17 protein-coding genes are annotated in these 22,338 nt (G+C 63.2%); 9 read left to right on the top strand and 8 right to left on the bottom strand.

Annotated elements, in window-relative coordinates; all coding sequences use genetic code 11:
* Positions 1–3 precede the first annotated feature (3 nt).
* The 6 genes from aceA to VGG89_08685 all read right to left on the bottom strand — a co-directional run bounded on the left by aceA (position 4) and on the right by VGG89_08685 (position 10,142).
* Positions 4–1,314 carry an isocitrate lyase gene (gene aceA / locus VGG89_08710; GenBank protein ID HEY1976612.1) on the bottom strand — a complete coding sequence of 437 codons (1,311 nt, stop codon included), beginning with the start codon at positions 1,312–1,314 and terminating at the stop codon, positions 4–6.
* Between the two features lie 159 nt (positions 1,315–1,473).
* Entirely contained in the window at positions 1,474–2,958 is a 1,485-nt protein-coding gene (locus VGG89_08705; protein HEY1976611.1) for a DUF2723 domain-containing protein, read from the bottom strand.
* Entirely contained in the window at positions 2,955–6,182 is a 3,228-nt protein-coding gene (locus VGG89_08700; GenBank protein HEY1976610.1) for a PDZ domain-containing protein, read from the bottom strand. Before VGG89_08700 ends, VGG89_08705 begins: the two co-directional genes overlap by 4 nt.
* 53 nt (positions 6,183–6,235) lie before the next feature.
* A complete protein-coding gene (locus tag VGG89_08695) occupies positions 6,236–7,639 on the bottom strand; it encodes a glycoside hydrolase family 125 protein (protein ID HEY1976609.1) in 1,404 nt (467 codons plus the stop codon).
* Positions 7,636–8,748, bottom strand: coding sequence for a serine hydrolase domain-containing protein (locus VGG89_08690; protein HEY1976608.1), 1,113 nt, complete (start codon positions 8,746–8,748; stop codon positions 7,636–7,638). Before VGG89_08690 ends, VGG89_08695 begins: the two co-directional genes overlap by 4 nt.
* On the bottom strand, positions 8,745–10,142 hold the full coding sequence (locus tag VGG89_08685) for a glycoside hydrolase family 125 protein (protein ID HEY1976607.1): 1,398 nt from the start codon (positions 10,140–10,142) through the stop codon (positions 8,745–8,747). The genes VGG89_08690 and VGG89_08685 overlap by 4 nt, the downstream gene beginning before the upstream one ends.
* Before the next feature lie 44 nt (positions 10,143–10,186).
* Here VGG89_08685 and meaB point away from each other — a divergent pair, with 44 nt between their 5' ends.
* Positions 10,187–11,173 carry a methylmalonyl Co-A mutase-associated GTPase MeaB gene (gene meaB / locus VGG89_08680; protein ID HEY1976606.1) on the top strand — a complete coding sequence of 329 codons (987 nt, stop codon included), beginning with the start codon at positions 10,187–10,189 and terminating at the stop codon, positions 11,171–11,173.
* Positions 11,174–11,365: 192 nt separating this feature from the next.
* Here the strand turns inward: meaB and VGG89_08675 are convergent, their stop codons facing one another.
* Positions 11,366–13,927 carry a LuxR C-terminal-related transcriptional regulator gene (locus tag VGG89_08675; GenBank protein ID HEY1976605.1) on the bottom strand — a complete coding sequence of 854 codons (2,562 nt, stop codon included), beginning with the start codon at positions 13,925–13,927 and terminating at the stop codon, positions 11,366–11,368.
* Positions 13,928–14,020: 93 nt separating this feature from the next.
* On the opposite strand from VGG89_08675, the gene VGG89_08670 reads away from it, so the two are divergent.
* From VGG89_08670 to VGG89_08650, 5 genes are all read left to right on the top strand, one after another.
* Positions 14,021–15,736 carry a DUF2339 domain-containing protein gene (locus VGG89_08670; GenBank protein ID HEY1976604.1) on the top strand — a complete coding sequence of 572 codons (1,716 nt, stop codon included), beginning with the start codon at positions 14,021–14,023 and terminating at the stop codon, positions 15,734–15,736.
* Entirely contained in the window at positions 15,736–16,914 is a 1,179-nt protein-coding gene (locus VGG89_08665; GenBank protein ID HEY1976603.1) for a hypothetical protein, read from the top strand. The genes VGG89_08670 and VGG89_08665 overlap by 1 nt, the downstream gene beginning before the upstream one ends.
* 586 nt (positions 16,915–17,500) lie before the next feature.
* The gene (locus VGG89_08660) at positions 17,501–17,668 is read left to right on the top strand and encodes a hypothetical protein (GenBank protein ID HEY1976602.1); all 168 of its coding nucleotides are present in this window, start codon (positions 17,501–17,503) and stop codon (positions 17,666–17,668) included.
* 15 nt (positions 17,669–17,683) lie between these two features.
* Positions 17,684–18,013 (top strand): hypothetical protein, encoded by a 330-nt coding sequence (locus tag VGG89_08655; GenBank protein ID HEY1976601.1) that lies wholly within the window; start codon positions 17,684–17,686, stop codon positions 18,011–18,013.
* Positions 18,013–18,369: a hypothetical protein gene (locus VGG89_08650; protein HEY1976600.1), complete on the top strand. Its 357-nt coding sequence runs from the start codon at positions 18,013–18,015 to the stop codon at positions 18,367–18,369. Before VGG89_08655 ends, VGG89_08650 begins: the two co-directional genes overlap by 1 nt.
* A gap of 100 nt (positions 18,370–18,469) precedes the next feature.
* On the opposite strand, the gene VGG89_08645 is transcribed toward VGG89_08650, so the two are convergent.
* Positions 18,470–19,702, bottom strand: a complete 1,233-nt coding sequence (locus tag VGG89_08645) for a S8 family serine peptidase (GenBank protein ID HEY1976599.1) — start codon at positions 19,700–19,702, stop codon at positions 18,470–18,472.
* A 184-nt stretch (positions 19,703–19,886) separates the two neighbouring features.
* Here VGG89_08645 and VGG89_08640 point away from each other — a divergent pair, with 184 nt between their 5' ends.
* The 3 genes from VGG89_08640 to VGG89_08630 form a co-directional block, all read left to right on the top strand.
* The gene (locus VGG89_08640) at positions 19,887–21,590 is read left to right on the top strand and encodes a methylmalonyl-CoA mutase family protein (protein HEY1976598.1); all 1,704 of its coding nucleotides are present in this window, start codon (positions 19,887–19,889) and stop codon (positions 21,588–21,590) included.
* 114 nt (positions 21,591–21,704) lie between these two features.
* Complete coding sequence (locus tag VGG89_08635; protein ID HEY1976597.1) at positions 21,705–22,121, top strand: cobalamin B12-binding domain-containing protein; 417 nt, start codon at positions 21,705–21,707, stop codon at positions 22,119–22,121.
* 32 nt (positions 22,122–22,153) lie between these two features.
* A partial coding sequence (locus tag VGG89_08630; protein HEY1976596.1) for a glutamate--tRNA ligase family protein occupies positions 22,154–22,338 on the top strand: 185 nt, incomplete at its 3' end.

Genomic DNA, 22,338 nt, shown 5'->3' with positions numbered 1-22,338 from the left:
CGCCTACGCGACGACCGCGCGCTTTGCGCTTCCGTTCTCGTAGAACTGTTCGGCTTCGGTCGATCCTTTGTAGGCCGTCGTCGACGCGCGGCCTTCGCTCACGATCGTTGCGACCTCGTCGAAGTACCCGGTGCCGACTTCGCGCTGGTGACGCGTTGCGGTGTAGCCGAGCGCTTCGCCGCCGAACTCCGCTTGCTGGAACTCCGCGTATGCGGCCATGCCGCGCTCTTTGAAGTCGTGCGCGAGTGAGAAGAAGCCGTAGTTGAGCGAGTGGAAACCCGCAAGCGTGATGAACTGGAACTTGTAACCCATCGCGCCGAGCTGCTCGCGGAACGTCGCAATCGATTGTTCGTCGAGCTTTTTCTTCCAGTTGAACGACGGCGAGCAGTTGTACGCGAGCAGCTTCCCGGGATACTTGGCGTGGATGGCTTCGGCGAAACGGCGTGCTTGCTCGATGCTCGGCTCGGAGGTTTCCATCCACACCAGATCCGCGTAAGGCGCGTAAGCCAGACCGCGTGCGATGCACGGCTCGATACCTTTACGCGTGACGTAGAAGCCTTCGGCGGTCCGGTCGCCAGTGAGGAACTGCCCATCCGCCGGATCGACGTCGCTGGTGATCAGCGTCGCCGCGTCGGCGTCGGTGCGCGCGACGATCAGCGTCGGCACGTCGAGTGCGTCGGCTGCGAGACGCGCGGCTAACAGATGGCGAATCGCTTGCTGTGTCGGAATCAGCACTTTGCCGCCGAGGTGGCCGCACTTTTTCTCCGAGCTGAGCTGATCTTCGAAGTGAACGCCGGCCGCGCCGGCTTTGATCATGGCCTTCATCAACTCGAACACGTTGAGCGGTCCGCCGAAGCCGGCTTCGGCGTCGGCAACGATCGGCAGGTACCAATGCGCACCGCCGCGTCCCTCGAGCGATTCGATTTGATCGAGACGAGCGAACGCGTTGTTGATGCGCTCGACCAGCATCGGAACGCTGTTGACCGGATAGAGGCTCTGATCGGGATACATTTGGCCCGCGACGTTGGCGTCGGCGGCAACCTGCCATCCGCTGCAGTAAATTGCGTTGAGCCCGGCGCGCGCGGCCTGGACTGCCTGGTTTCCGGTGAGCGTGCCCAGCGCGGCCGTCGGCTGCTCATCGTGGAGCAGCTGCCATAGGCGTTCGGCGCCTAGTCGCGCCAGCGTATGCTCGACGACGACGCTGCCTGCGACGCGGACGACGTCCTCGGCGGAGTACCGGCGCTCGATGCCCTTCCACCGGCCGTCAGTCGCCCACGAGCGGCGCAGCGTCTCGGCGCGATCGTTCTTACTCACCTATTCATACCTCCAGGTCGATTTGGACCGGTCTGGTTCCATCATTGGCCGGATGCATTGGATGGCTTGCATGCAACCGTTGGATGGCTATACCCTGTATACGGGAAACCGAATCAACCTGTCAATATGGTCTATTGATATTTTTATAGGCCGTTTTCGCTATTTCGTGACTTGATAGAGCGCGTGGTAATCGTCGATCTTCGCGACCGATTTTGCGCCGTCGATGGCATCGACGTCGTGCGGATTGACGAGGATATAGACCTGATGCGTTCGTGCCCAGAATTTGTACTGATCGATCTTTGCCGGATCCCAACCCGATACGATAATGCGCCCGGGAAGCGATCGATCGACGTAAGCGCCGTACGCAAGCGAAGTCGCATCGAGCCAATCGACCATGATGATGCTGCCCGGCGACGTCAGCGGTGCGACGACGTTGATGACCCAGCGGCCGCCTTCGCCCGGATGGTGGTCGAAGTATTCGGGATGCGCTCGCGCCGCTGCGTACGTACCGCCGGCCAAGAACGCGATCAAGACGGTGCGTGCGAGCGTCGCCTTCCATCCTTGCGCGTCGCGCGGGACGATCGCAGCCACCAGCGGCACCGCGAGCCACAACGCCAACAGCCGATAGCGTCCGATGTCGCCTTCCACTGAATACGTTACCGAGAACAGCAGCGCGACGGTGCATGCAAGGCAGAGAAAGAGCGCCGTTCGCCAATCGCGCTTCCACGCGACGGCCAAACCGCCGAACGTCAGCACGACGATAAACGCGCCGTATTGCTGTCCCAATCCTTGAATGAACGCCCAGAGTGCGTCCTGGATGTGAATGGGATTGAACGAGCCGAGAAATGCGCCCGGAACGTTGGATTCGCTGCCGGTGAGGTCGAGCAGCAAACCTCCCGGAGTGCTCGGGTTGTGATAGTTCCAAAAAATACCGCCGTCGCTTCCGAGTGCGAGCGTTGGATCGAGGCCGTGCGCGACGATGTACGCCGAGCGTATCGGCAGATACAGATAGAACGCCAATCCGGCGACGGTGAGCGCGCACGAAACCGCCGCTAAGCGAAGCGAGGGGCGGCATTTCGCCGTAAGCGCGCCGACGACGAAGCCGGGAAAAAGCCAAATAGCGTTGGGGTGCGCCGCCATGCCGAGTCCGTAGAGCGCAAAGGCGCCGGCGAACCATCGGCCGTCGTTTTCCTGCAGCCAACGTACGAAAGCGTAAATCGCCAGCGCCTCGCACGTCACCGCTAAATCCTGCGCTTCCGCGCGATTGGCGTGGGACCAGACGTCTTGCGTGAATGCGTACCAGAGCGTCGCGAGAAGCGCGACCGGCCGGCTCGCGCCGATCCGCAGCGCTACGGCGTACGCCATGACGGCGGCAACCGCAAGACATACCGCGCTCAAGGCATTCATACGAAACGCCACGGAGCCGACCGCGACGACGTGCGACCAAGCGTAGCCGAGCAGCACGAAGAACGGAAATCCCGTCGGATGCGAAATGCCGAGGATATAGGGCACGCCCTGAAATTCGGCCGTATCCCACGAAGCGGGCTCGTGCGAAGCGCTGGCGACGTAAATGGCCGTTGGAATGGCAAACGCGGCCACGTCGCAGACGACGGTCGCCGCGCGTGCAACCCGCTCGCGCGTCACGCTAACGTCGGGAGTGCCAGGGACGGACGAGTCGTAAAGTCGGGCCGCACTTCGACGTAGTTTTCGATCTCGCGTTCCATGAGGCTCAGCGCGCGATCCAACTGCGGGTCTTTGTCGTCACGATAGTCGTGCGGCGCAATGTCGACTTCGTAATCGGGATCGGTTCCGTAGTTTTCGACCTTCCAGCCGACGTCGACGAACCAGAACGAAAACTCCGGCTGCGTCGTGAGCGTGCCGTCGACGAGATAATGGTACGGGTCGATGCCGATAACGCCGCCCCAGGTACGCTTACCGACCAGCGGGCCGAGTTTGTACAGCTTGAAGCAGTGGCTGAAAATATCGCCGTCGGATCCGGCAAATTGATTGGTCACCGCGACGATCGGACCGCCCACGGCTTCGGGCGGATACGGAATCGGGGCGCCGTATCGCGGTGCGTCGTAGCCCACACGCTTGCGCACGAGCTTTTCGAGCAGCAGCGGAGAAACGTGACCGCCACGGTTGTAGCGCACGTCGACGATGAGCCCTTTGCGGTCGAACTCGCTCAAGTAGCCGCGATGAAACTCGGAGAAGCCCCACGGTCCCATGTCGGGAACGTGCAGGTAGCCAACGCGCTCGCCGGTGCGTTCGTGCACGTAACGCCGCTTTGCTTCGACCCACGCGCGATACCGCAGCGCCGCTTCGCTTTCGAGCGCCTTGACGAGCACCGTGCGTTCGTCGTTCTTACGCGACCGCAGGGTGATCGAAACGTCGCCGCCCGACGTGTTGACGAGCAGTTGGTCGGGGGTTACGTCGCGCGACAGGCGCTTGCCGCCGATCGCGACGATGACGTCGCCTTCGTGAACGTCGTTGCCGGGCTCGGCAAGCGGGGAGTCCGTTTCGCGATTCCAAGAGTCGCCGCGGTAGATGCGCTCGATGCGATAGCCGCCCGAACTTTCGTCCCACGCGACGTCCGCTCCGAGGAATCCGCGCTGGTATTGCGGCGGCACGCGATAGTCTCCACCGTATTCGTACGCGTGCGAGGTGCCGAGTTCGCCTTGCATCTCCCAAATGAGATCGGAGAGCTCGCCACGGGTACGGACCCGCGGCAGCACCGCTTTGTAACGATCGTAGACGCGATCCCAGTCGATGTCGTTCATGTCTTCGACCCAGAACTGTTCGGTCTGCAACCGCCACGCTTCGCGATACATCTGCGACCATTCGTCGCGCGGCACGATTTCGACGCTGGCGCGGTCGAGATCGATCCAGCCGGTCTTGCGGCCCGGCTCGGTGTTGGGCTTTTGATCGTCGCCTTCTTCGGGAAGATCGAGCAGCGCGTCGATCGCGCGCAGCCGCTCTCCCGAGCTATACACCAAGGTGCGACCGTCCCGGCCGACTCGAATGTCGTCGCATTCCTGGGCGACGGTCGCCAAACGCTGCTGTTCGAAGTCGAACGCCAACAGCGTGCCGTGCGCGTCTTCCTCGCGGTCCTCGCGGCGCACCGGTTTGATGCCCTTCACCGGAAACCGCGTAAAGAGCGCGCGATCGCGAACCGCGACGATTTGATCGTACTCGCCTTCTTCAACCGGAAAACCGAGTATGCGTCCGCCGATGCCGTCGAAATCGATGGAGATATCGGCCGGTTTCCCGTTTTTCTTCTCGTCGGCGCGATCGTGGTCGTGATCGCGGTGCACGGGCTTGGGCGGCGGCACGAACGGTGACGGAACGTCGTTGCGCAAGGTGACGACGAACGGCCGGCTCGCCTGCGGGAAACTCAAGTCGAAGGCGAGCGCGTCGTAGACCGGATTGAAATCGCGCGACGAGATGAAGTAAAGATACTTCCCTTCCGGATCCCAGGCTGGAGATTGATCGGTTCGCAGCGGCGGGGTGACGTCGTGCACCTTGCCCGAACGTACCTTCGCCACGCGAATGATCGACGTTCCGTGAGCCGGCCACCACACGTACGCGATGAACCGGCCGTCGGGGGAAAACGCCAAATCGCCGATACGATGCGACGGGCACGTGTCGAGCACGCGAATCTTACCGTCGTCTAGATCGAGCACGCACAACTCGTGCCGGTGATTGGCGAAGGCGACGACGTCGGCCGACGGCGAGCAGCTCAAATCGGTGATGCGGCCAATGTCGCCGCTGGTGACGAGTTTCGGTTCTTCGGATCGGTCGGCGCGATGCAGTGCGATCTGCTCGTACCCGTTGACGTCGGTCACGCAGACGAAGCGTTTGCCGTCGCTGAGCCATTCGGTCAGACGCGCTCGCGCGCGGCCGCCGGGCCCGTGATGGATCACGGCGCCTTCGAACAGCGGCATCGTGAACGGCTGCCCTCGCGAGACGAACGCCAGCCGCGTCCCGTCGGGATGCGGAGCAAAATGTTCGAACGATTCGGACGCATTCTCGAAGCGGCGAACCGTTTGCGGTGCGGAGGAATGCGTTTCCACTTCGATGCGATCGACCGCACCGGTCTGCGCGTCGTAGCACGCGAGCTCGCCGCCCGCGGAGTACACGACGCGGCGGCCGTCGGTCGAGGGAAAACGCGCGTAATATTCCGCTTCGTGCGTGTGCCGCTGCAGGTCGCTTCCGTCGATCGCGCACGAATAGATGTTGGCAATGCCTTCGTGATCGGCCAGAAAATGAATGCGATCGTCCAACCACATCGGCCAGCACGGATTTCCGTCGGGCAGCGGCAAACGCGAGAACGTTCCGCCGCCGGTGGAGTCGATCCAGATTTCGCCCGAGGTGCCGCCGCGATAGCGCTTCCAGCGCGCGGGATCGATCGCGTTCCGTCCAATCGCGACCTTGGCGTCGTTGGCGAACGCAATCGCTCGCGCGTGTCCCAAGTGCAGTTCGCGCGGATGTCCGATTCCCTCGTGCGAGATCGCGAACAAACGCGTTTCGCCTTCGAACCACGCGACGGGATTGGCGACGAAGTAGATCTCGCTGCCGTCGGCGCTCCATCCCGTGACCGCGGCTTGTGTCGAGCCCAAGAACGTCAGCCGCTGCGGCTGACCGCCCTCGTACGGCATCACGTAGATCTCGGGATTGCCTTCGTCGGTCGAGACGAACGCGATTTTCATGCCGTCGGGCGACAGCCGCGGATAGGTGCAGGTTCCGAAGCTCGCGGTAAGGCGAATACCGGCACCGCCGTGCAGCCCGGCGCTCCAGAGGTCGTCTTCGCAGATGAAGGCGATGCGGTCGCCGGCGATAGTGGGATAGCGGTAGTAGCCCTGGTTCATAACGTCAACGGTGCTTGGCTGTGCGGTCCGGCGCTCCTAGGAGCGAATTCCACCTAGGGTCCGTGGGGCAGTGCGGGCTGCCGGTGGAGCAGGTTGCCGAGGGTGCCGCTCAGCTCGGCGGCGTTGCGCAGCTGGGTTAGCTCGGGGACGAGGGTCGGAGTGCGGGTTCGGCCCTCGAAGGGCAACACGGGACCATCGGCCGCAAACTGGGTTGCTGAGTCTCCGGCCAAGCTGCGAAAGTACAGCTCGGCGCCCAGCGCGTTTGCCCATCCAAAATCGCTGCGCGTGTACCGCCAGTACCCGTCCGGATAGAAGCTTTCGTGAAAGAGTTCGGCGTCGCCGTTGGTCTCCGCGAGCGTGGTGATCGCTTCGGCCACCTCCGCCGACGAGGTCGACGTCAGCGCGCGCCCGATGATGCCCAACGGCCAAACGTAACCATACGGCGTGTGCGGACTGCCCAAGCCTTCCGCGTAGCGCCCCGAGAAGAAATACGGGTTGTCCATGCTGAGCGCAAACGTGCGCGTGGCGAGGTACGCCGGATCGTAGGCGGAGCACCAGTCGACGTACGGCAAGGTCGTCAGGTTGGGAATGTTCGCGTCGTCCATAAGATTGTAGTTGCCGTATCCGTCGGTTTCGTACGCATACATCCACGCGCGCCGCGCCGAACTGTAAAATCGTCCGTACAACTGAACGCCGCGTTGCACGCGGTCGCCGAGCGCGCGCGCCTCAGTCGCCAGCTCGCCGTCGCCGTAGCCCTGGGTCGCGAGCCGCTCGATGTCGCGCAGCGCGACGACGGCAAACGCGTTTTGCGGCACGTTGAAGCGGTACGTCACCGGGTCGTCGGACGGGCGAAACGCGCTCCAAATCATTCCCGTGTCGTCGTTGTACCGGTCGATCGTCGGCACGCGGTACGGATACGTGTAGCGATTGCACTTCCGGTGGTGCTCTTCGCACCTGTACGTAAAGACGATCTGCCGCAGCGCGACGTGCAAGTCGGGCGTGAACATCGTGCGATCGCGCGTCACGCGCCAATACACCCAAGCGAGCACGACCGGCCACGACAGCGAATCGATCTCCCACTTGCGTTCCCAGACGTGGTAGTCGGCTTGGAACGCATTGGCGTACACGTCGGTAAGAACGTTGCGCGCGTTGCGTTTGATGACGCCTTCGAAGCGCGCGTGCAGCACGGGGTATTCGCGCTGATAGCGCACGTAGGGGATCGTTTGCGCGGCTGAATCGCGCATCCACATAGCGGGAATGTCGCCGGTCTGAACGTACGTCGTGTTGTCGTCTTCCAAGAAGAAATCGGTGAAGAGCGTGTGAAAGAGCTGCGCCGTTTGAATGTCGCGCACGCGTTTACCGGTCAGCGGCACGAAGAGCACTTGTGCCCCCAGGCGCGCGGGGGCGCACGAGTACGCGACGACCGCGGCGAGCGTGAGGGCGGCTATGCGTCTCACGGCGAGACGTTCACCGATTCGATCGCGTTGCCGGGCCCGTATTCGACGGTAACCCACAGCACGGCGCGTTCGAACGTGGCGCGATAGCGGTCGTACGTCGTGGTTCCCTTAATCGTGCGTTCGGTGAACTCCAGCAGCTCGAGCTTGCCGTAGCTCGCGTACGCAGGCGTCTGCAGCGCGCGCGCAATCGCTGCGGTAATCGGCGTGTTTTCGTTTTCGGGCGCCGAGTTCGGTACGGCGTAGGAGTTCTTGTCGCGCGGCGGGTCGACGATAGAAAAGACGCTTTTGGCCAGCGGGGTCAGATCGACCCGATCGCCGTTGGAGAGTAGCGCCAGCTCGAGCCCGTCGCTCAGCGACAGCGCGTCTTCGGACGAGTAGCCGTCGACCAATCCGTCCGCGAACGCCACCGGATAGCCGTACCATACGCCGGTGAAGAAACCGAAGCCATAGTTCGTGAGGATGCCGCCGCGCAGGTGACCCGAGGTCGTCATCGCCTCGAACGACGCCGGCGTAACGACGCGACCCGTGCGCAAGTCGTCGAGCCAGCGCAAGAGGTCCGGCGCGTTGGACCAGAGACCGCCGGCTGCCGGAGCGATCCACTGCGGCGTGCGTTGCGTCACGGCGAGATTCCACGCCGGGTACGGCGCGCCGCACCACGTCGAGACCAGACCGTACGGGACGAAGATGCGCTGCGACGCGAGCGTGCAGTACGATGCGTTGCCGGTGCGCTCGAGCGCGGTGCCCAGTGCGGCGTAGTTCTCGTTGCGGTACTCCCACGTGTCGTCGGTTATTTGCCACAGCAGCGCTTGGATCGACGGTTTACCTTGGTCGAGTGCGAGCCGGCCTTGCGCCACGTCTTGCAACACCAGCGCGGCCGTGAACTGTTTCGCTATCGATCCGGCAGCGTAGATCGTGAAGGCATCGGCCCGACGGTTTCGCGCGGCATCCCGAAGGCCGTACCCGCGCAGATAGAGCGTCGAACCGTTGCGGGCGATTCCCAAGGAGAGGCCCGCAATGCGGCTTTCGCGCATGACCGACGCAACAATCGCGTCGATGCGGCTCGATTGCGACGCGCTCAGGAGGGCGGCCGCCGCGAGCGCGGCGATCACAACGCCGAGTGCTGCGACAGGAGCTCGCCGAGCGTCATATTGATTTCCACCGTGTTATCGAGCTGCGTGAACAACGGTGTGATCGTCGGAATATCGCTGAGCGGCTCGAACGGGGTTACGGTATCGAACTCCACGAAACCGGTGGCGCGGTATCCGGCGACCGTTCGAAAAAGCAGATCGGCCCAGAACGCGTTCGCCCAGCCGAAGTCCGGGCGCGTGAACTGCGACGGATCGTTGGGATTGACCGATTCGTGCATCAAGCCATTGAGCGTATCGCTGGCATCGAGCATGTTGATGGCGTTTTCGATTCTGGCTTTGCGGCGCGTCGACAGCGCGGCTCCCATCATGCCCAGCGGCCACACCCACCCCTTAGGGGTGTGCGGGCTGCCCAAGCCGGTCGCGTATTTTCCTGAGTAGTAATACGGGTTCTGCGAACTCAAGGTGAAGCGGCGCGTGTTTTGATAGACGGGATCGTCGATCGCGCACCAGCCGAGGTAGGGCAGCGTCGTGAGGTTGGGAATGTTCGCGTCGTCCATGAGGTTGTCGCGGCCGTACCCGTCGGTTTCGTAGACGTACATCCAGCCTTTGTTCGGCACCCACGTTCGGCCGTAACGCTCGATGCCGGTCTGGACCTGCGCGGCGAGCGTCATGGCATCGCTTGCGAGCTTTCGATCGCCGAACGCGTCGCGCGCGAACGCCGCCAGCAACTTCATGGCAATCACGGCGATCGCGTTCTGGGGAACGTTGTAGCGGTACGTCACCGGGTCGTCGGACGGCCGGAAGGCGCTCCAAATCATTCCGGTATTGGGGTTGTAGGTGTTGTTCGTAGGCACCGGGTGCGGCCACGAGTAGTGGCTGCAGGTGGCGTGGTGCTGCTCGCACTGCAAGGTCGTCACGATGGTCTGCATCGCCTTGTGCAAGACCGGCGTGAAGATCGTTCGATCGTGCGTGTTGGCGTAGTACATGAACGCCATCAGCACCGGCCACGACAGTGAGTCGATCTCCCACTTGCCTTCCCAGACGTGGTAGTCGGCGCTAAACGCCTCGGCGTGAGGGTTGACCAGAATGTTTTTTGCGTCGCGCTGAATCACGCCGAAAAAGACGTAGCGCATGCCTGGATACGCCGACACGAACCGGATATACGGTATCGTTTGCGCCGCCGAATCGCGCAGCCACATCGCCGGAATGTCGCCGGTTTGTACGTACGTCGTGCCGTCGCTCTCCGGGAAGAAGTTTCCGAAGATCTCGCCGAAGAGCACCGACGTTTGAATGGGCCGAATGTGCGACTCGACGGGAATGTTGAGCGTTTGCGCGCCGGCTGGTAAAAGTGCGGCCGCTGCAAAAGCCGCCGCGAGAAACAACGCGGCGATCCGGCGAGAGTACGCTCTCGACATCGACCAAAGGCTTCGCTGACCTCGCGCGCCAATCATTCGGGACTTTGGCAAACCAAGAGGCGATCGACTCGCTCCTGCACGACTTCTCCGAAGGAAAGCCGCGCGCGCTGGCGCGCGCGATTTCGTGGGGTGAATCGGGACGCGCGGCCGAGCTGATTCGGCGCCTATACGCAAAGACGGGACGGGCAACGACCATCGGCCTCACGGGGCCGCCCGGTGTCGGAAAGTCGACCTTGTCGTCGGCACTGGTGCGTAAAGCGCGTTCGCTCGGGAGGAGCGTCGGTGTCGTTTCGGTCGACCCGAGCTCGCCGTTTTCGCACGGTGCGCTGCTGGGCGATCGCATTCGCTTGACCGAGCACTTCACCGACGAAAACGTGTTCATTCGCTCGATGGCGAGCCGCGGTCATCTCGGCGGTCTCGCCGGCGCCACGGCCGACGCGGTGTTACTGATGGATGCGTTCGGCCTCGACGTCGTCCTCGTCGAGACCGTGGGGGTCGGCCAGAGCGAAATCGAAATCGCCGAGCTCGCGCACACGACGCTCGTCGCGCTTCAGCCCGGCAGCGGCGATTCGATTCAAGTGCTCAAAGCCGGCATCATGGAGATCGCCGACATCTTCGTCGTCAACAAAGCCGATCACCCGATGGCCAATCAGCTGCGCCGCGAGATTCGCTCGATGATGGAGATGCTGCAGTTTCCTGGATGGGTTCCCGAACTCGTGATGACGCAAGCGCTCGCCGGCGACGGCGTCGATAATTTGTGGGCCGCTATCGAACGTCACGTCGCCTATCTCAACGAGAGCGGCGAGATCGAAGAGAAGCGGCGTCAAGCGTTCTTGCATCAGGTACGTCAGCTCGCGCTCGGCCGAATCGAACGCCGGCTCGATCGCAAGCTGGCGCGCGACGCCGCGACCGGCGTCGATCCCTACGAAGCGGCGGACCGCATTCTCACCGAGTTCGGCGATTCCGGGCAAGCCGTGGAAGACGAAGCGCGCGTCGCCCGCCCCCGCGCCACCGTCAAAGGCCTAACGTAATCGCTTTTATTGTCATCCTGAGCGTAGCGAACGAAGTGAGCGAAGTCGAAGGGCAGGCGCATCTCACGTAGAGCTATGCCAAGGTAACGATGCCGAGACTTAATGCTTTGGCGATTGCTCGCGAACTCTTGTCATCCTGAGCGTAGCGAACGAAGTGAGCGAAGTCGAAGGGCAGGCGCATCTCACGTAGAGCTATACCAGCTTAACGATGCCGAGGCGTAATGCTTTGGCGATTGCGCGCGAGCGAGAACCGACTTCCAGCTTGCCGAGGACGCGTTCGACGTGCGTCTCGATCGTGCGCGGGCTGACGACCAAACGCTGCGCGATCTCTTTATTCGTGAGACCTTCGACAAGCAATTCGAGAATTTCGAGCTCGCGAGCCGTCAGATCAACGCTGAACGCGACGGTGGTCGACGACGGCTTCGGCTTGAGGAACGTCGACGCGTAGGCGCGTGCGAGTCGCGCTTCAAAACGCGGGCCGTCGCGCACGAGCACTTCGAGCGCGGTGTCGAACGGTACCGAGCTTTCGGTTGAGCCGCGGCGCGCGCTCCCCACTGCCACGCCGGCGTGCCCGAGCGTTACGAGCCCCCGCCGGCGCTCGAGCAGTTTTTCGAACGGCTCGCATCCCCGCAGGCCGGGTTCGTGGACAACGCCGTTGGCCGCGTCGAGGAACGAGAGCAAATCGTCTGCCGTGGCGAGCGCGACGGCATCGGCGGCGTCGAGGGGCGTCGCCGATGCCACCGCCTCCCGCGCGGCGGCAATCGGCCGCGCCGACGCGGTCGCATCGCTAAGCAGCGTGTAAAACGCACTTTCCGTTAGCGCGACCGCGCGCTGCACCGGCGGAAATCCGCCGCCCGCAACCGCGCGTTCCACGAGTTCGCAAGCGATCGCATTGTCGTGCCCCAAAAACGCGGCGCGTGCGAGCGCGATCTCGGCAAACGCGCGAACGCGCGCGACGTCTCCCGCGTACCACGCGCGGTCGGCGCGGCTGCGCGCGCGCTCGGCGTAGCGAACTGAGGCGGCGACGTCGCCCTGATGCGTCGCGATCTCCGCGAGCGCCACGTACAGGGCGGCTTCCTCGGCGCGCAGGTCCAGCGCCGACGCGAGCCGTTCGGCTTGCGCCGCGACGTCGGAGGCGACGACGGTATTTCCCCAGAGCAGCGCCAAACGCGCGAACCACACGAGCGTGAGGGTCTGCAGCACGATCCGGTCGTCGTTTTCCAGCAAGCGTGTGAGCGCGTCGAGGGTTTCCTGCGCGCGTTCGACCTCGCCGAGCGCCGTGTCGGCATACGCTTTGAGAATGTCGGTATTGAAGCGCGTGGCCGGATCCGCGAGCGCGGGCACCAGACTGAGCTCCGCTAGCGCGCCCGCGAAGTCGTGACTCACCGCGCGCGACCAACCGCGCAGAACGCGTGCGGTGACCATGGCCGGAAGTCCCGCGGTATCCGCGCGCTGCGTCAGCTCCGCGAGTGCCATTTCGTCAATGTGCAGCGTATGGCCGATGTCGAGCTCGATGATTTGCGCGCGGGCAGCGAAGGCGGTCGTCGCGTCGCCGGAACGGTCGGCGGTGTCGGACGCCCGCGTGAAAAACGCGCGCGTTTCGGCCGATCCACGCGCCTTTTCGAGCAATCCGTCGACGTACCATCGTACGCTCGCGTCTTTGGAGTCGGGATCGATCGTGTTGGCGAGCGTGCGAAGCCGCCGCCGATCGCCCGTGGCAATCGCCGCGAGCGCGTGATTGCGCAGCAGTTGGGCGACCGTATCTGGGTCGCGGCCTTTTTCGGCGTGAAACAGCGCCGCGCCGATTTCGCCGGCTCGCGCGTATGCCACCGCGGCCGCTCGATGCGCACCGGCGAGATCGCCCTTGTTCTCGAGCGCATCTTCGGCGAGCTGACGCAGCACCGGATGCAAGCGGTAGCGTTCCTTGCCGATGTCGGTCAGCAGTCCGCCGTTTCGACGCAAATGCGCAACGCGTTCGCGCGCGTCGGCAAACTCGTCGGACCGCTCAAGCATATCGACGTCGATCGTCTCGAACACGGCGATTTGCTCGAGAAACGCCACGTCGCGCCGGTCGAGCCCGGAGAGCAGCTCGCGCGTAAGAAACATGCGCTGCGCCGTCAACGCCAGCGAGACGCCCGCCGCCCATCCTTCGGTCGTCTGCAAGATGCTCGCGATCTCGGCATCGTCGACGTCGCGGCCAAAGTGACGCGCGAGCGCGCCGACGTCTTGAGCATCGAAGGCAAGAAACTCCGACGGTAATATCTGCGCCTTTCCAAGGGCGAACGTTTTCCCGAGCGCGAGATCGGGCAACGAGCGGCCCATCGCGAGAATGCCAACGCCGGCCGGCAGCGCGGCTACCGCCGTATCGACGAAGCGCGAAAAGTCCGTCGCTTCTTCAAACACATGCACGTTGTCGAGAACGAGCAGCAGCGGCGCATCGATGTGCGTGAGCTCGCGCGCGAACGTCGCGGCCACGTGCGCGACCGGAGCGCCCGCCTCGAGCGCGCCCAACGTCATGCGTCCGAACTCCGGCCGAACGTTGCGAACCGCGTCGACGAGCTCGGCTACGAACGCGCCGGCGTGCCACGGGTGGGCCTCCATCCAGACGGTTTCGGGCAGGTCGTCGAACGCGGTCGCGGCCGCGGCGGTCTTTCCCGAGCCGAGCGGAGCGTGCAGCAGGGTCAGCGGCGTGCGCTCGACGGCGGCGCGAAGGTGCCGCTCGACGCGCGGCCGGGAGACGTACTCGGGGTGCAAGGCGACTCTACTTTTCCGTAATTCCACGGACGCCTGGGCCGGCGCCGGGGGGCTACCGTGAGCGTGTACTCGTCAGAGAGGAGCACGTTCACCATGGAAACCGCCCCGTTCGAGAACCTCATCCCGAGGCTATCGTCGGTCGAAGCCGACCTCAACGTCATCAAGCGAGATCTGCGCGCAGCCATCGCGACCGCCCACGCGCAAGCCGTGCCGCCGCCGCAAGCCGTGCCGCCGCCGGCTCCGCCTCCTCAGCCGGCGGCGGCGCCGAAACCGCCGCCGCCTCCGATTCGCAAACCGCTGACCGCCGGCGACGTCGAAGTCGCGCTCGGCGGCCGCTGGCTTCACGTCGTCGGGCTCTTCCTCGTGTTCATCGGCACCGCGTTCTTTCTCAAGGTCGCGTTCGATCACAACTGGATCGCGCCCGTGTTTCGCGTCGCACTCGGCGTCGCCGGCGGCGCGGCCATTATCGCCTACGCGCAACTGCTCGCCGTCCGAGGAAAGCGATACTTCTCCGAAGGCATTACGGCGCTCGGCGCGGGCATCGAGTTCTTATCGCTCTACGCGTCCAACGCGCTTTTTCATCTCGCCTCTCCAACCATCGCGCTGGCCGGCATGATTGCGGTGAACGCCGCGATCGCGGTGCTCGCGTGGCGCAATCGCAGCGAACGCCTCGGCGTCCTCGCAGCGATCGGCGGTTTTTTGGCGCCGCTGCTTGCCGGAACGCAAGGCGCCGATCAAGTGACGCTCGCGGCGTATATCGGACTGCTCGACGCCGGCTTGCTGGTGCTCGCTGAACTCGTCGATTCGCGTATCGTCGCGCCGATCGCCCTGGTCGGAACGCTGGTCTATTCGGCCGGCAGCTTTTCGCAGGCGCACACGATCGACGACGTCCAGCGCGCCGCCATCTATACGGCGCTGTACGCGGTCTTCGCACTGGCCGGTTGGATCGTGATGCAAGTTCGGGGCCGGCTCGACGTCGTGCGCTCGATCGTCGGCGGGATCGCGATGGCGAGCCTGCTCGGCGGCTTGGAATCGTCGCTGATGCCGGAGCATCGCACCATTCTCGCCGGTGCGCTGATCGCTTTAGCAGCGCTGCACCTTACGGCGGCGGTAGCGTTTAAGTCGCGGTACCAATCGTGGCTCGCCGCTGCCGCGCTGACGTTTGCGATTCCCGCGGCCTTCGACAAAGCCGCGTTCGTCAACGTGGCCTTCGCGTTAGAAGCGGCCGCGTTAGCGATCGCCGGACTGCGCTATCGCGACGAGGTGCTCTCGATTGCGGCGTTCGGTCTGCTCGGATTGGATCTGCTGCGCGATCTCGCCCTGTATGGGGGACACGCGCAGGCGCACCCGTTCTACAACGAGCGCTTCATCTCGTGCGCCGCGGCCTTTGCCGTCGCATACGTCATGGCGCGCGCCATCGAGTTGATGAGCACGGCGGAATACGCCAATAGCGCCGTTCGCACCCTGCGCACGGTCGCGCACGGGCTGGCACTGCTGACGCTGTCAGCCGAAGCGTGGGATACGGTCGCGTACTTCCACGGAACGGAGCAAGCGTCGAACGCCGCGCTCTCGATCGTCTGGGCGACGTTTGCCGCGCTGCTGATCGGCTCGGGGCTCGTCAAGCGCGACGCGTTCATGCGTTGGGAAGGTCTGAGCCTCATCGTCGTGACCGCGATCAAGGTGCTGGTCTTCGATCTGTCGTTCCTCGACTTGTCCTACCGGGTTATCTCGGCAGTCCTCGTCGGCGTCGCACTCATCGGTGTGTCGTACGCCTATCAGCGGCGTCCCCAGGACTTGGAGGCGGCGTAATGCTCGCGACCGCGCTCCTGGCCGCAGGTTTGTCGTACAATGCCGCTCGCGCGATCGCTATCGCACCGCGCGAGCGGCCCTCCTGGGCGCTGCTCGAACTTCCGCAAGCGATCGATCCCGGAGCGAGTCAAACCTACGGCGACCTTCGGATCGTCGACGATCGCGGGCGTCAAACGCCGTACGTTCTCGATCCGCATTGCGCGGCGATCCCGACGCACAACGCCGCAATCAGCGATCTCGGCTTCGTGCCGGGCCGTTATACCGAAGCGATTCTGGATGCCGGAACGAGCGGCGAGCTCTACGCAGGCGTTTCGTTGACCACGTCGCGCGACACGTTCTTCGAACGCGCCGACGTCGCGATCTCCGACGATCGTGCGACGTGGCGCGAAGTGGCAACCGGCGCGCTCATCTACCGCGTCGGATCGTCTGCCGATCCGGGAACGCAAACGATCGCGATTTTTCCGGCGCGGGCGCGCTGGATACGTATCCGCGTGCGCGATCCTAAGGCGTCGTTTCCGATCGATACGGCCAGTCTCGACGGAACGGAATCCGCCGCTCCCGAGGCGATGCGCCGGCTCGACGCGCAGACCTCGGAGCGCGAAGACGACGACCGGCACCTCACGATTCTGACGCTCGACCTTGGGGAGCCGAACACGCGCGTCGCGTCGCTTGGTTTTACGACGTCCCAACCGGAGTTCTCGCGCAGCGTAACGGTCTCGCGCAGCGACGACGGGGAGAATTGGGAGTTTGCCGGCGAGGGCGACATCGAGCGCTTCGCTCAGGGTTCTCCCACGCTCGAAGTGCCGCTATCGGGCGGATCGGGACGCTACGTTCGTGCCGAGATCGTGAACGGTGACGACGAACCGCTTGAGGACCTCGGCGTGACGGCGTACGGGCCACGGCGCGCGCTCGTGTTCGTCGCCGCGCCGCATCGATCGTACAGCTTGCAGCGCGTGAACGGCGCGCAAGCGCCGGTCTACGATCTGAGCGCGCTGATCGAACACGATAACCCGCGGCATTTCCTCTCTGCGGAGTTGGCCGAGTCGACCGCCGTTCGTTCCAGCTCGCCGGTCGTCACGGTTTCGCAGCCGCTCGTGATCAGTATCGCCTTTGGCATCGCCATCGCGCTGCTCGGCGCGGTCACACTCCTTACGCTCAAACCAAGGAGTCCGTCGTGAAGTTTAAATGCGGTTCTGCTTTCACGGCACTTCTATTCGTTCTCGTCTTACTCTTGGCGCTCTTGCTCGGGTTGGTTGTAAAGAGCTGCGGCTCGTTCGGTGCAGTTATGATGGTCCTTCTTTTTCCAGCGGTACTGGCCGGTCTGCTAAGTTTTAAGGATCCGTGGTGGATGGAGATGGCCACCCTCGCTGCTTTCACAGCAGCTTTTGTAGCCGGTGGGCTGTTACCGTCCGGCATGAGGATGAACGCACGATTCGTGATCGTCGCAACGCCCCTTGCCGCAATCGCGACTGCTTTGTTAGCGATCGTTTTCGCGCCCATGCAAGCCTGCGGCCCTTGGCCTTAGCGTGGTCCACTTTTCCGTAATCCTACGGACGTCTTTGGGGCCATCGGCTGCTACCCTGAGCGTGAACTCGCCAAAAAGGACACACGTTCGTGACAACATATTCGAACTACGCACGGTTCATATACGGATTTGGTTTAGGTTTCTCCGTGGTTTTCGGAGCGCTTGTCGGCTGGTGCCTGAATCGCGCTTGCCCTGGACCCCTTCTGTCGATTCCCATAGCATTATTCTATTTGTCCGTGGTGTGGGTTCCAGTTTGCGCCTTCATCGCGCTGATTTGGGCGCTGATCAGCTCGGGAGTTCGACGTACGCCGGCTCGGACGACGACCGGCTACGCGATCCTCTTCGCCACGTTTGCGGCAATCGCGATTCCGTGCTTGGTGAATCCCTGTCCAACCATAAATTTTTGATGAAAGGAGTCCAACGTGATATATGTTTTGCGCGTATGCTACGTTGCGTTCGCGGTCGCTTTGACGTTGCTGCTCCTCGTGTGCTTCTGGACGGCAGTCGGCATGCCGAACCGCTGCGGAATCGAAGACGAGGCGACCTTCGCGGTGTTTATCGTCGCGTTGACGCTTCCGGCAACGTTCGGCATCGCCCTCATCGCCGCGGTTTCGGGTTATTTCTATCCACGATGGACGTTCATCGTGCAGGCGGCACTCATCGTGATATGCATTGCCGTCATCGGGATATTCCAAGCGGTCCCACATTACGACAATCCGCCGGGCGCCACAAATTGCCGATTCGATATGTAATGGCAACCAATAAGGGATGGCGTGCTGCCGCACGCAGCGGTATGGTGCTCGCGGGTTTCGGTCAAGGCCTGGCCGTCTATATCTTTGCGTGGGCGATCGCCGTCGGCGGAATTACGATTCCGGCGGATTTAGGATTGGGATTGGTCGCAGCCGCCGTGCAGGGAATGATCTTGACGGCGGTTCTTTCGGTCGTTATTTTACCCGCGAGCTTTGCATTGTTCTGGTTTTCCCGAAACCCCGTTGCTGGGTTTTACGAGCGGCTGTCACCGAAACGTGCGTTGCTCTACGCCGACGCACTCGGCTTTATCGTTGGAATTCTCGCCGGCCTGGCCGGCGTAAGGCTCCCCATCATGTGATCAGCGAGACGTAGACTTCTCATGCGCCTGCCCTTCGACTTCGTGCCCTTCGGGCACTACGCTCAGGATGACAAAGGGTGACGCTACTCGCTGTTCGGAGCTAGAACGCGCCGATGCCGTTGGGCGTGCCCCAGCCGGTCGGGCCGTTATAGCCCCGGCCGGCTCGGCAAATGTAGTCGTAGACCAGCGGGCAGCTGCCGTTGCTGCCTGCGTGGATGTGATTGAGCGATCGCGATCCGGCCGACGAGTAAATCGATTGCGCAAACGTCGACGACAGCGCCTTTGCATTACCGGCCAACGCGTAGATGCCGGCGATGACTGGCGTTGAGGCGCTCGTGCCGCCGATAACCATCCATCCGCCCGGGCGATTCTTCGCCAGCCGCAGCGAGTCGTAGACGGCGAGCCCCGTCAACGGATCGCCGACGGCCGAAACGTCGGCCGCCGCGCGCGTCGGGCAGCCTCTGTCGGTTTGCCACGAGGGCTTAGCGACGAAATCGCTGCAGCCGCTGCCGGTCGCGCCGATATCGGGGTCGTTCCAAACGCGCTCGGTCCAACCGCGCGCGTTGTGCGCGCGTTCGAGCGTCGTGCCGCCGACCGCCACGACGGTCGCAAACGACGCCGGCTGTTCGGGAAAATATCCGCTATCGCCGGAGCCGGCGACGACGATGGCCTTCCCGCGCTGGTCGAAGTTCGGATCGTACGGTGCGTATTCGTAGCCGCCGTAGGAATTGCTGATGACGCCGGCGCCGGCGCGTGCCGCTGCGTTCACCGCGAAACCGAGATCGCGCGCCGTGTTGGTCGTGGCTTCGACGAGCAGCAGTTTGCAGTTTGGACAAACGGCCGAAGCTGCGTCGAGATCGAGCGAGATCTCGCCCGACCAGCCGCGATCCACTTGCGGATAATCGCCGCGGACGCCGTACTCGTTGATCTTTTCGAAACAGCCGTTCTTCACCGTGCAGCTGCCGAGATGGAAGTGCGCGCGATACACGTCGAGGTCGCTTTCGGCGCGCGGATCGTCGTACGCGTCGACGATGGCGAGGATTTGGCCGGAGCCGCGACTGGTCGAAGGTAAACGGTACGCGCTCTGGAGATCGTGCGGCGTCAAGCCTTCGATACCGCGATGCGCGGCGTGGGCCCAGGCGAAGCAGCGGAACGATCCCAAGGGCGGTGAAGCGCACAACGGTGCGAGGGCTCGCGACGGCGCCTGGTTTACCGAGCGCAGCGCGAAGACGTCGCCGGAAGCGGGCATCGAAGGCGTCGCCTGCGACACGCCGCAGCCCGCCAATACGATGATGGTGGCCGCCACAAAAAGTGGGGACAAAGGCTTCATCATAAGCGAGCCCTCCTCCAGGTAATCATCGGGTCCCCCGCTCGCGGAACCTAGCTGCTGCCTCGGCCTGCGGCCGAAAAGGCGGTTGCTTCCGGCGCCCAATCTTGGGAAAATGACCCAGCGCCGTCGAACCGTTCTCGTTCGCATTCGTGCATCGTCTTAAAAGAGGAAGCGACCTTTGGCCAAAATGATCGACCGCCCATCGGGTCTGGGGGCGGAACCGACGCCGGAGTTCCAAGAGGAGCAGCGCCGCTGGGAAGCGGCGTCTGCCAAGGGGAAGTCGCGTCGCGGTCCGGGGTCGGGCGCCACCGATCGCACGATCTCAGACGTCCCGCTCAAGACCGCTTACGGCCCGGCCGACGTCGCCGGGCTGGACCTGGCTCGCGATCTGGCGTGGCCGGGTGAGTTTCCGTACGTCCGCGGCATTCACGCCAACGGCTACCGCGATCGCCTCTGGACGATGCGTCAATTTGCCGGCTTCGGCACCGCGAAGCAGACCAACGAGCGCTACCATTTTTTACTCGAGCAAGGACAGCACGGGCTTTCCGTAGCCTTCGATATGCCCACGTTGATGGGTTACGACTCCGACGCACCGCAAGCTCGCGGCGAAGTCGGCAAGTGCGGCGTCGCGATCGACTCGCTCGCCGATATGGAAGCGCTGTTCGACGGCATCGATATGGGCGATATCACCACGTCGATGACGATCAACGGGCCGGCCGCAATTGCAGTTGCGCAATACATTGCAGCCGCTGAGAAGAAGGGCATTCCGCGCAAAGCGCTAGGCGGAACGATTCAGGCGGATATTCTCAAAGAATACATCGCGCAGAAAGAATGGATCTTCCCGCCGCGGCCGCACATGCGCGTCATCGTCGACATGATCGAATTCTGCACGCGCGAGATGCCGAAGTGGAACACGATCTCCATTTCGGGCTATCACATCCGCGAGGCGGGATCGACGGCTGCGCAAGAACTCGCCTTTACCCTGGCCGACGGCTTCGCGTACGTCGAAGCCTGCATGGCGGCCGGCATGGACGTCGACGAGTTCGCACCGCGGCTGTCGTTCTTTTTCAACTCGCACATCGACTTCTTCGAAGAGATCGCCAAGTTCCGTGCGGCGCGGCGCATCTACGCACGTCACATGCGCGATAAGTACGGCGCGAAGGACGAGCGTTCGTGGAAGCTGCGCTTCCACACGCAAACCGCCGGATGCAGTGCGACCGCACAGCAGCCCGAGAACAACATCGTTCGCGTCGCGTTCGAAGCGATGGCCGCGGTGCTCGGCGGAACGCAGTCGCTGCACACCAACTCGATGGACGAAGTGCTGGCGCTGCCCACCGAAAAATCGGTGGAGATCGCGCTGCGCACTCAGCAAGTGCTCGCGTACGAAACCAACGTTACCAACGTGGTCGATCCGCTGGGCGGATCGTACTTCGTCGAAGCGCTTACCGACGAGATGGAACGGCAAGCCGAAGCATATTTCACGCAGATCGAAGAGTACGGTGGGGTCGTCGAAGCGATCGAAGCCGGGTTCTTCCAAAAAGAGATCGCGGAGGCGAGCTATCGCTATCAGCGTTCGATTGAATCGAAAGATCGCGTGATCGTCGGTGTCAATCACTTCCAGCGTGAAGAAGATCGCGGCGATCTCGATCTGCTCAAGATCACCGAAGAAGTCGCGCAAGGTCAAGCGCGCTCGTTGCAAGAGCTGCGCGCTAAACGCGACGCCGGCAAGGTGCAACAGACGCTAGACCGCTTGCAAAAAGCCTGCCGCGACGAAGGCGACAATCTCATGCCGCACCTCATCGACTGCGTCAACGCCTACTGCTCGGAAGGCGAAATCGTGGAGGCAATGGCCGCGGTGTACGGCCGCTACACGGAGCGATCGGTGTTTTAATGCGAATAAGAACGGAATTCGAACGGCATCGCGTGCGGCGCACGCTTGCCGAAGTCAAGCGCAAGTTCGAAGAGGCGCTGCGTTTGAGCGAGGAACTTCAACGTAAAGGAATCTATGGCCAACCGACCACTACGCATCGTCATCGCTAAGGCGGGCCTCGACGGCCACGACCGCGGCGCCAAAGTCATCGCTCGCGCGCTCCGCGATGCGGGCATGGAAGTCATCTACACCGGCCTCTTTCAGACGCCGGAACAGATCGTACAAACGGCGATTCAAGAAGACGCCGATGGAATCGGCCTTTCGATTCTCTCCGGTGCGCACATGACGCTCTTCCCGCTCGTGCTCGAACAGCTCGAGGCGCAAGGCGCCGGAGACGTCGTGTTTTTCGGCGGCGGCACCATTCCGCCCGAAGATGCGGACGAATTGCGCAAGGCCGGCGTCAAAGCGGTGTTTACTCCCGGCGCGCCGCTCCAAGAGATCATCGATTTCGTCGAAGCGGAGTGCGGCAAGCGACGCGAGCTAGTCGGTTAGGCCCTTCGACAGGCTCAGGACTAAAGGAATAAATGAGAGTACGCACCCGGGTCGCTCCGTCTCCGACGGGCGACCCTCATGTTGGCACGGCGTATGTTGCGCTCGTGAACTACTGTTTTGCGAAGCATAACGGCGGCGAGTTTTTGCTGCGGATCGAGGATACCGATCAAGCGCGCAGCACTCCTGAGAGCGAACGCGCGATTCTCGACTCGTTGCA

The sequence above is a fragment of the Candidatus Baltobacteraceae bacterium genome (genome assembly GCA_036488875.1).
GTDB lineage: Bacteria > Vulcanimicrobiota > Vulcanimicrobiia > Vulcanimicrobiales > Vulcanimicrobiaceae > JAFAHZ01.
Note: the sequence above shows the minus strand (reverse complement) of the source record. Positions and strands in the feature narration are given on the sequence as shown.

Excerpts from the sequence above, each read along its gene's own strand:
- VGG89_08700 (HEY1976610.1), bottom strand. The coding sequence starts at position 6,182 with ATGAACCAGGGCTACTACCGCTATCCCACTATCGCCGGCGACCGCATC.
- VGG89_08685 (HEY1976607.1), bottom strand. The coding sequence starts at position 10,142 with ATGTCGAGAGCGTACTCTCGCCGGATCGCCGCGTTGTTTCTCGCGGCG.
- VGG89_08670 (HEY1976604.1), top strand. The coding sequence starts at position 14,021 with ATGGAAACCGCCCCGTTCGAGAACCTCATCCCGAGGCTATCGTCGGTC.
- VGG89_08665 (HEY1976603.1), top strand. The coding sequence starts at position 15,736 with ATGCTCGCGACCGCGCTCCTGGCCGCAGGTTTGTCGTACAATGCCGCT.
- VGG89_08650 (HEY1976600.1), top strand. The coding sequence starts at position 18,013 with ATGGCAACCAATAAGGGATGGCGTGCTGCCGCACGCAGCGGTATGGTG.
- VGG89_08645 (HEY1976599.1), bottom strand. The coding sequence starts at position 19,702 with ATGATGAAGCCTTTGTCCCCACTTTTTGTGGCGGCCACCATCATCGTA.
- VGG89_08640 (HEY1976598.1), top strand. The coding sequence starts at position 19,887 with ATGATCGACCGCCCATCGGGTCTGGGGGCGGAACCGACGCCGGAGTTC.
- VGG89_08635 (HEY1976597.1), top strand. The coding sequence starts at position 21,705 with ATGGCCAACCGACCACTACGCATCGTCATCGCTAAGGCGGGCCTCGAC.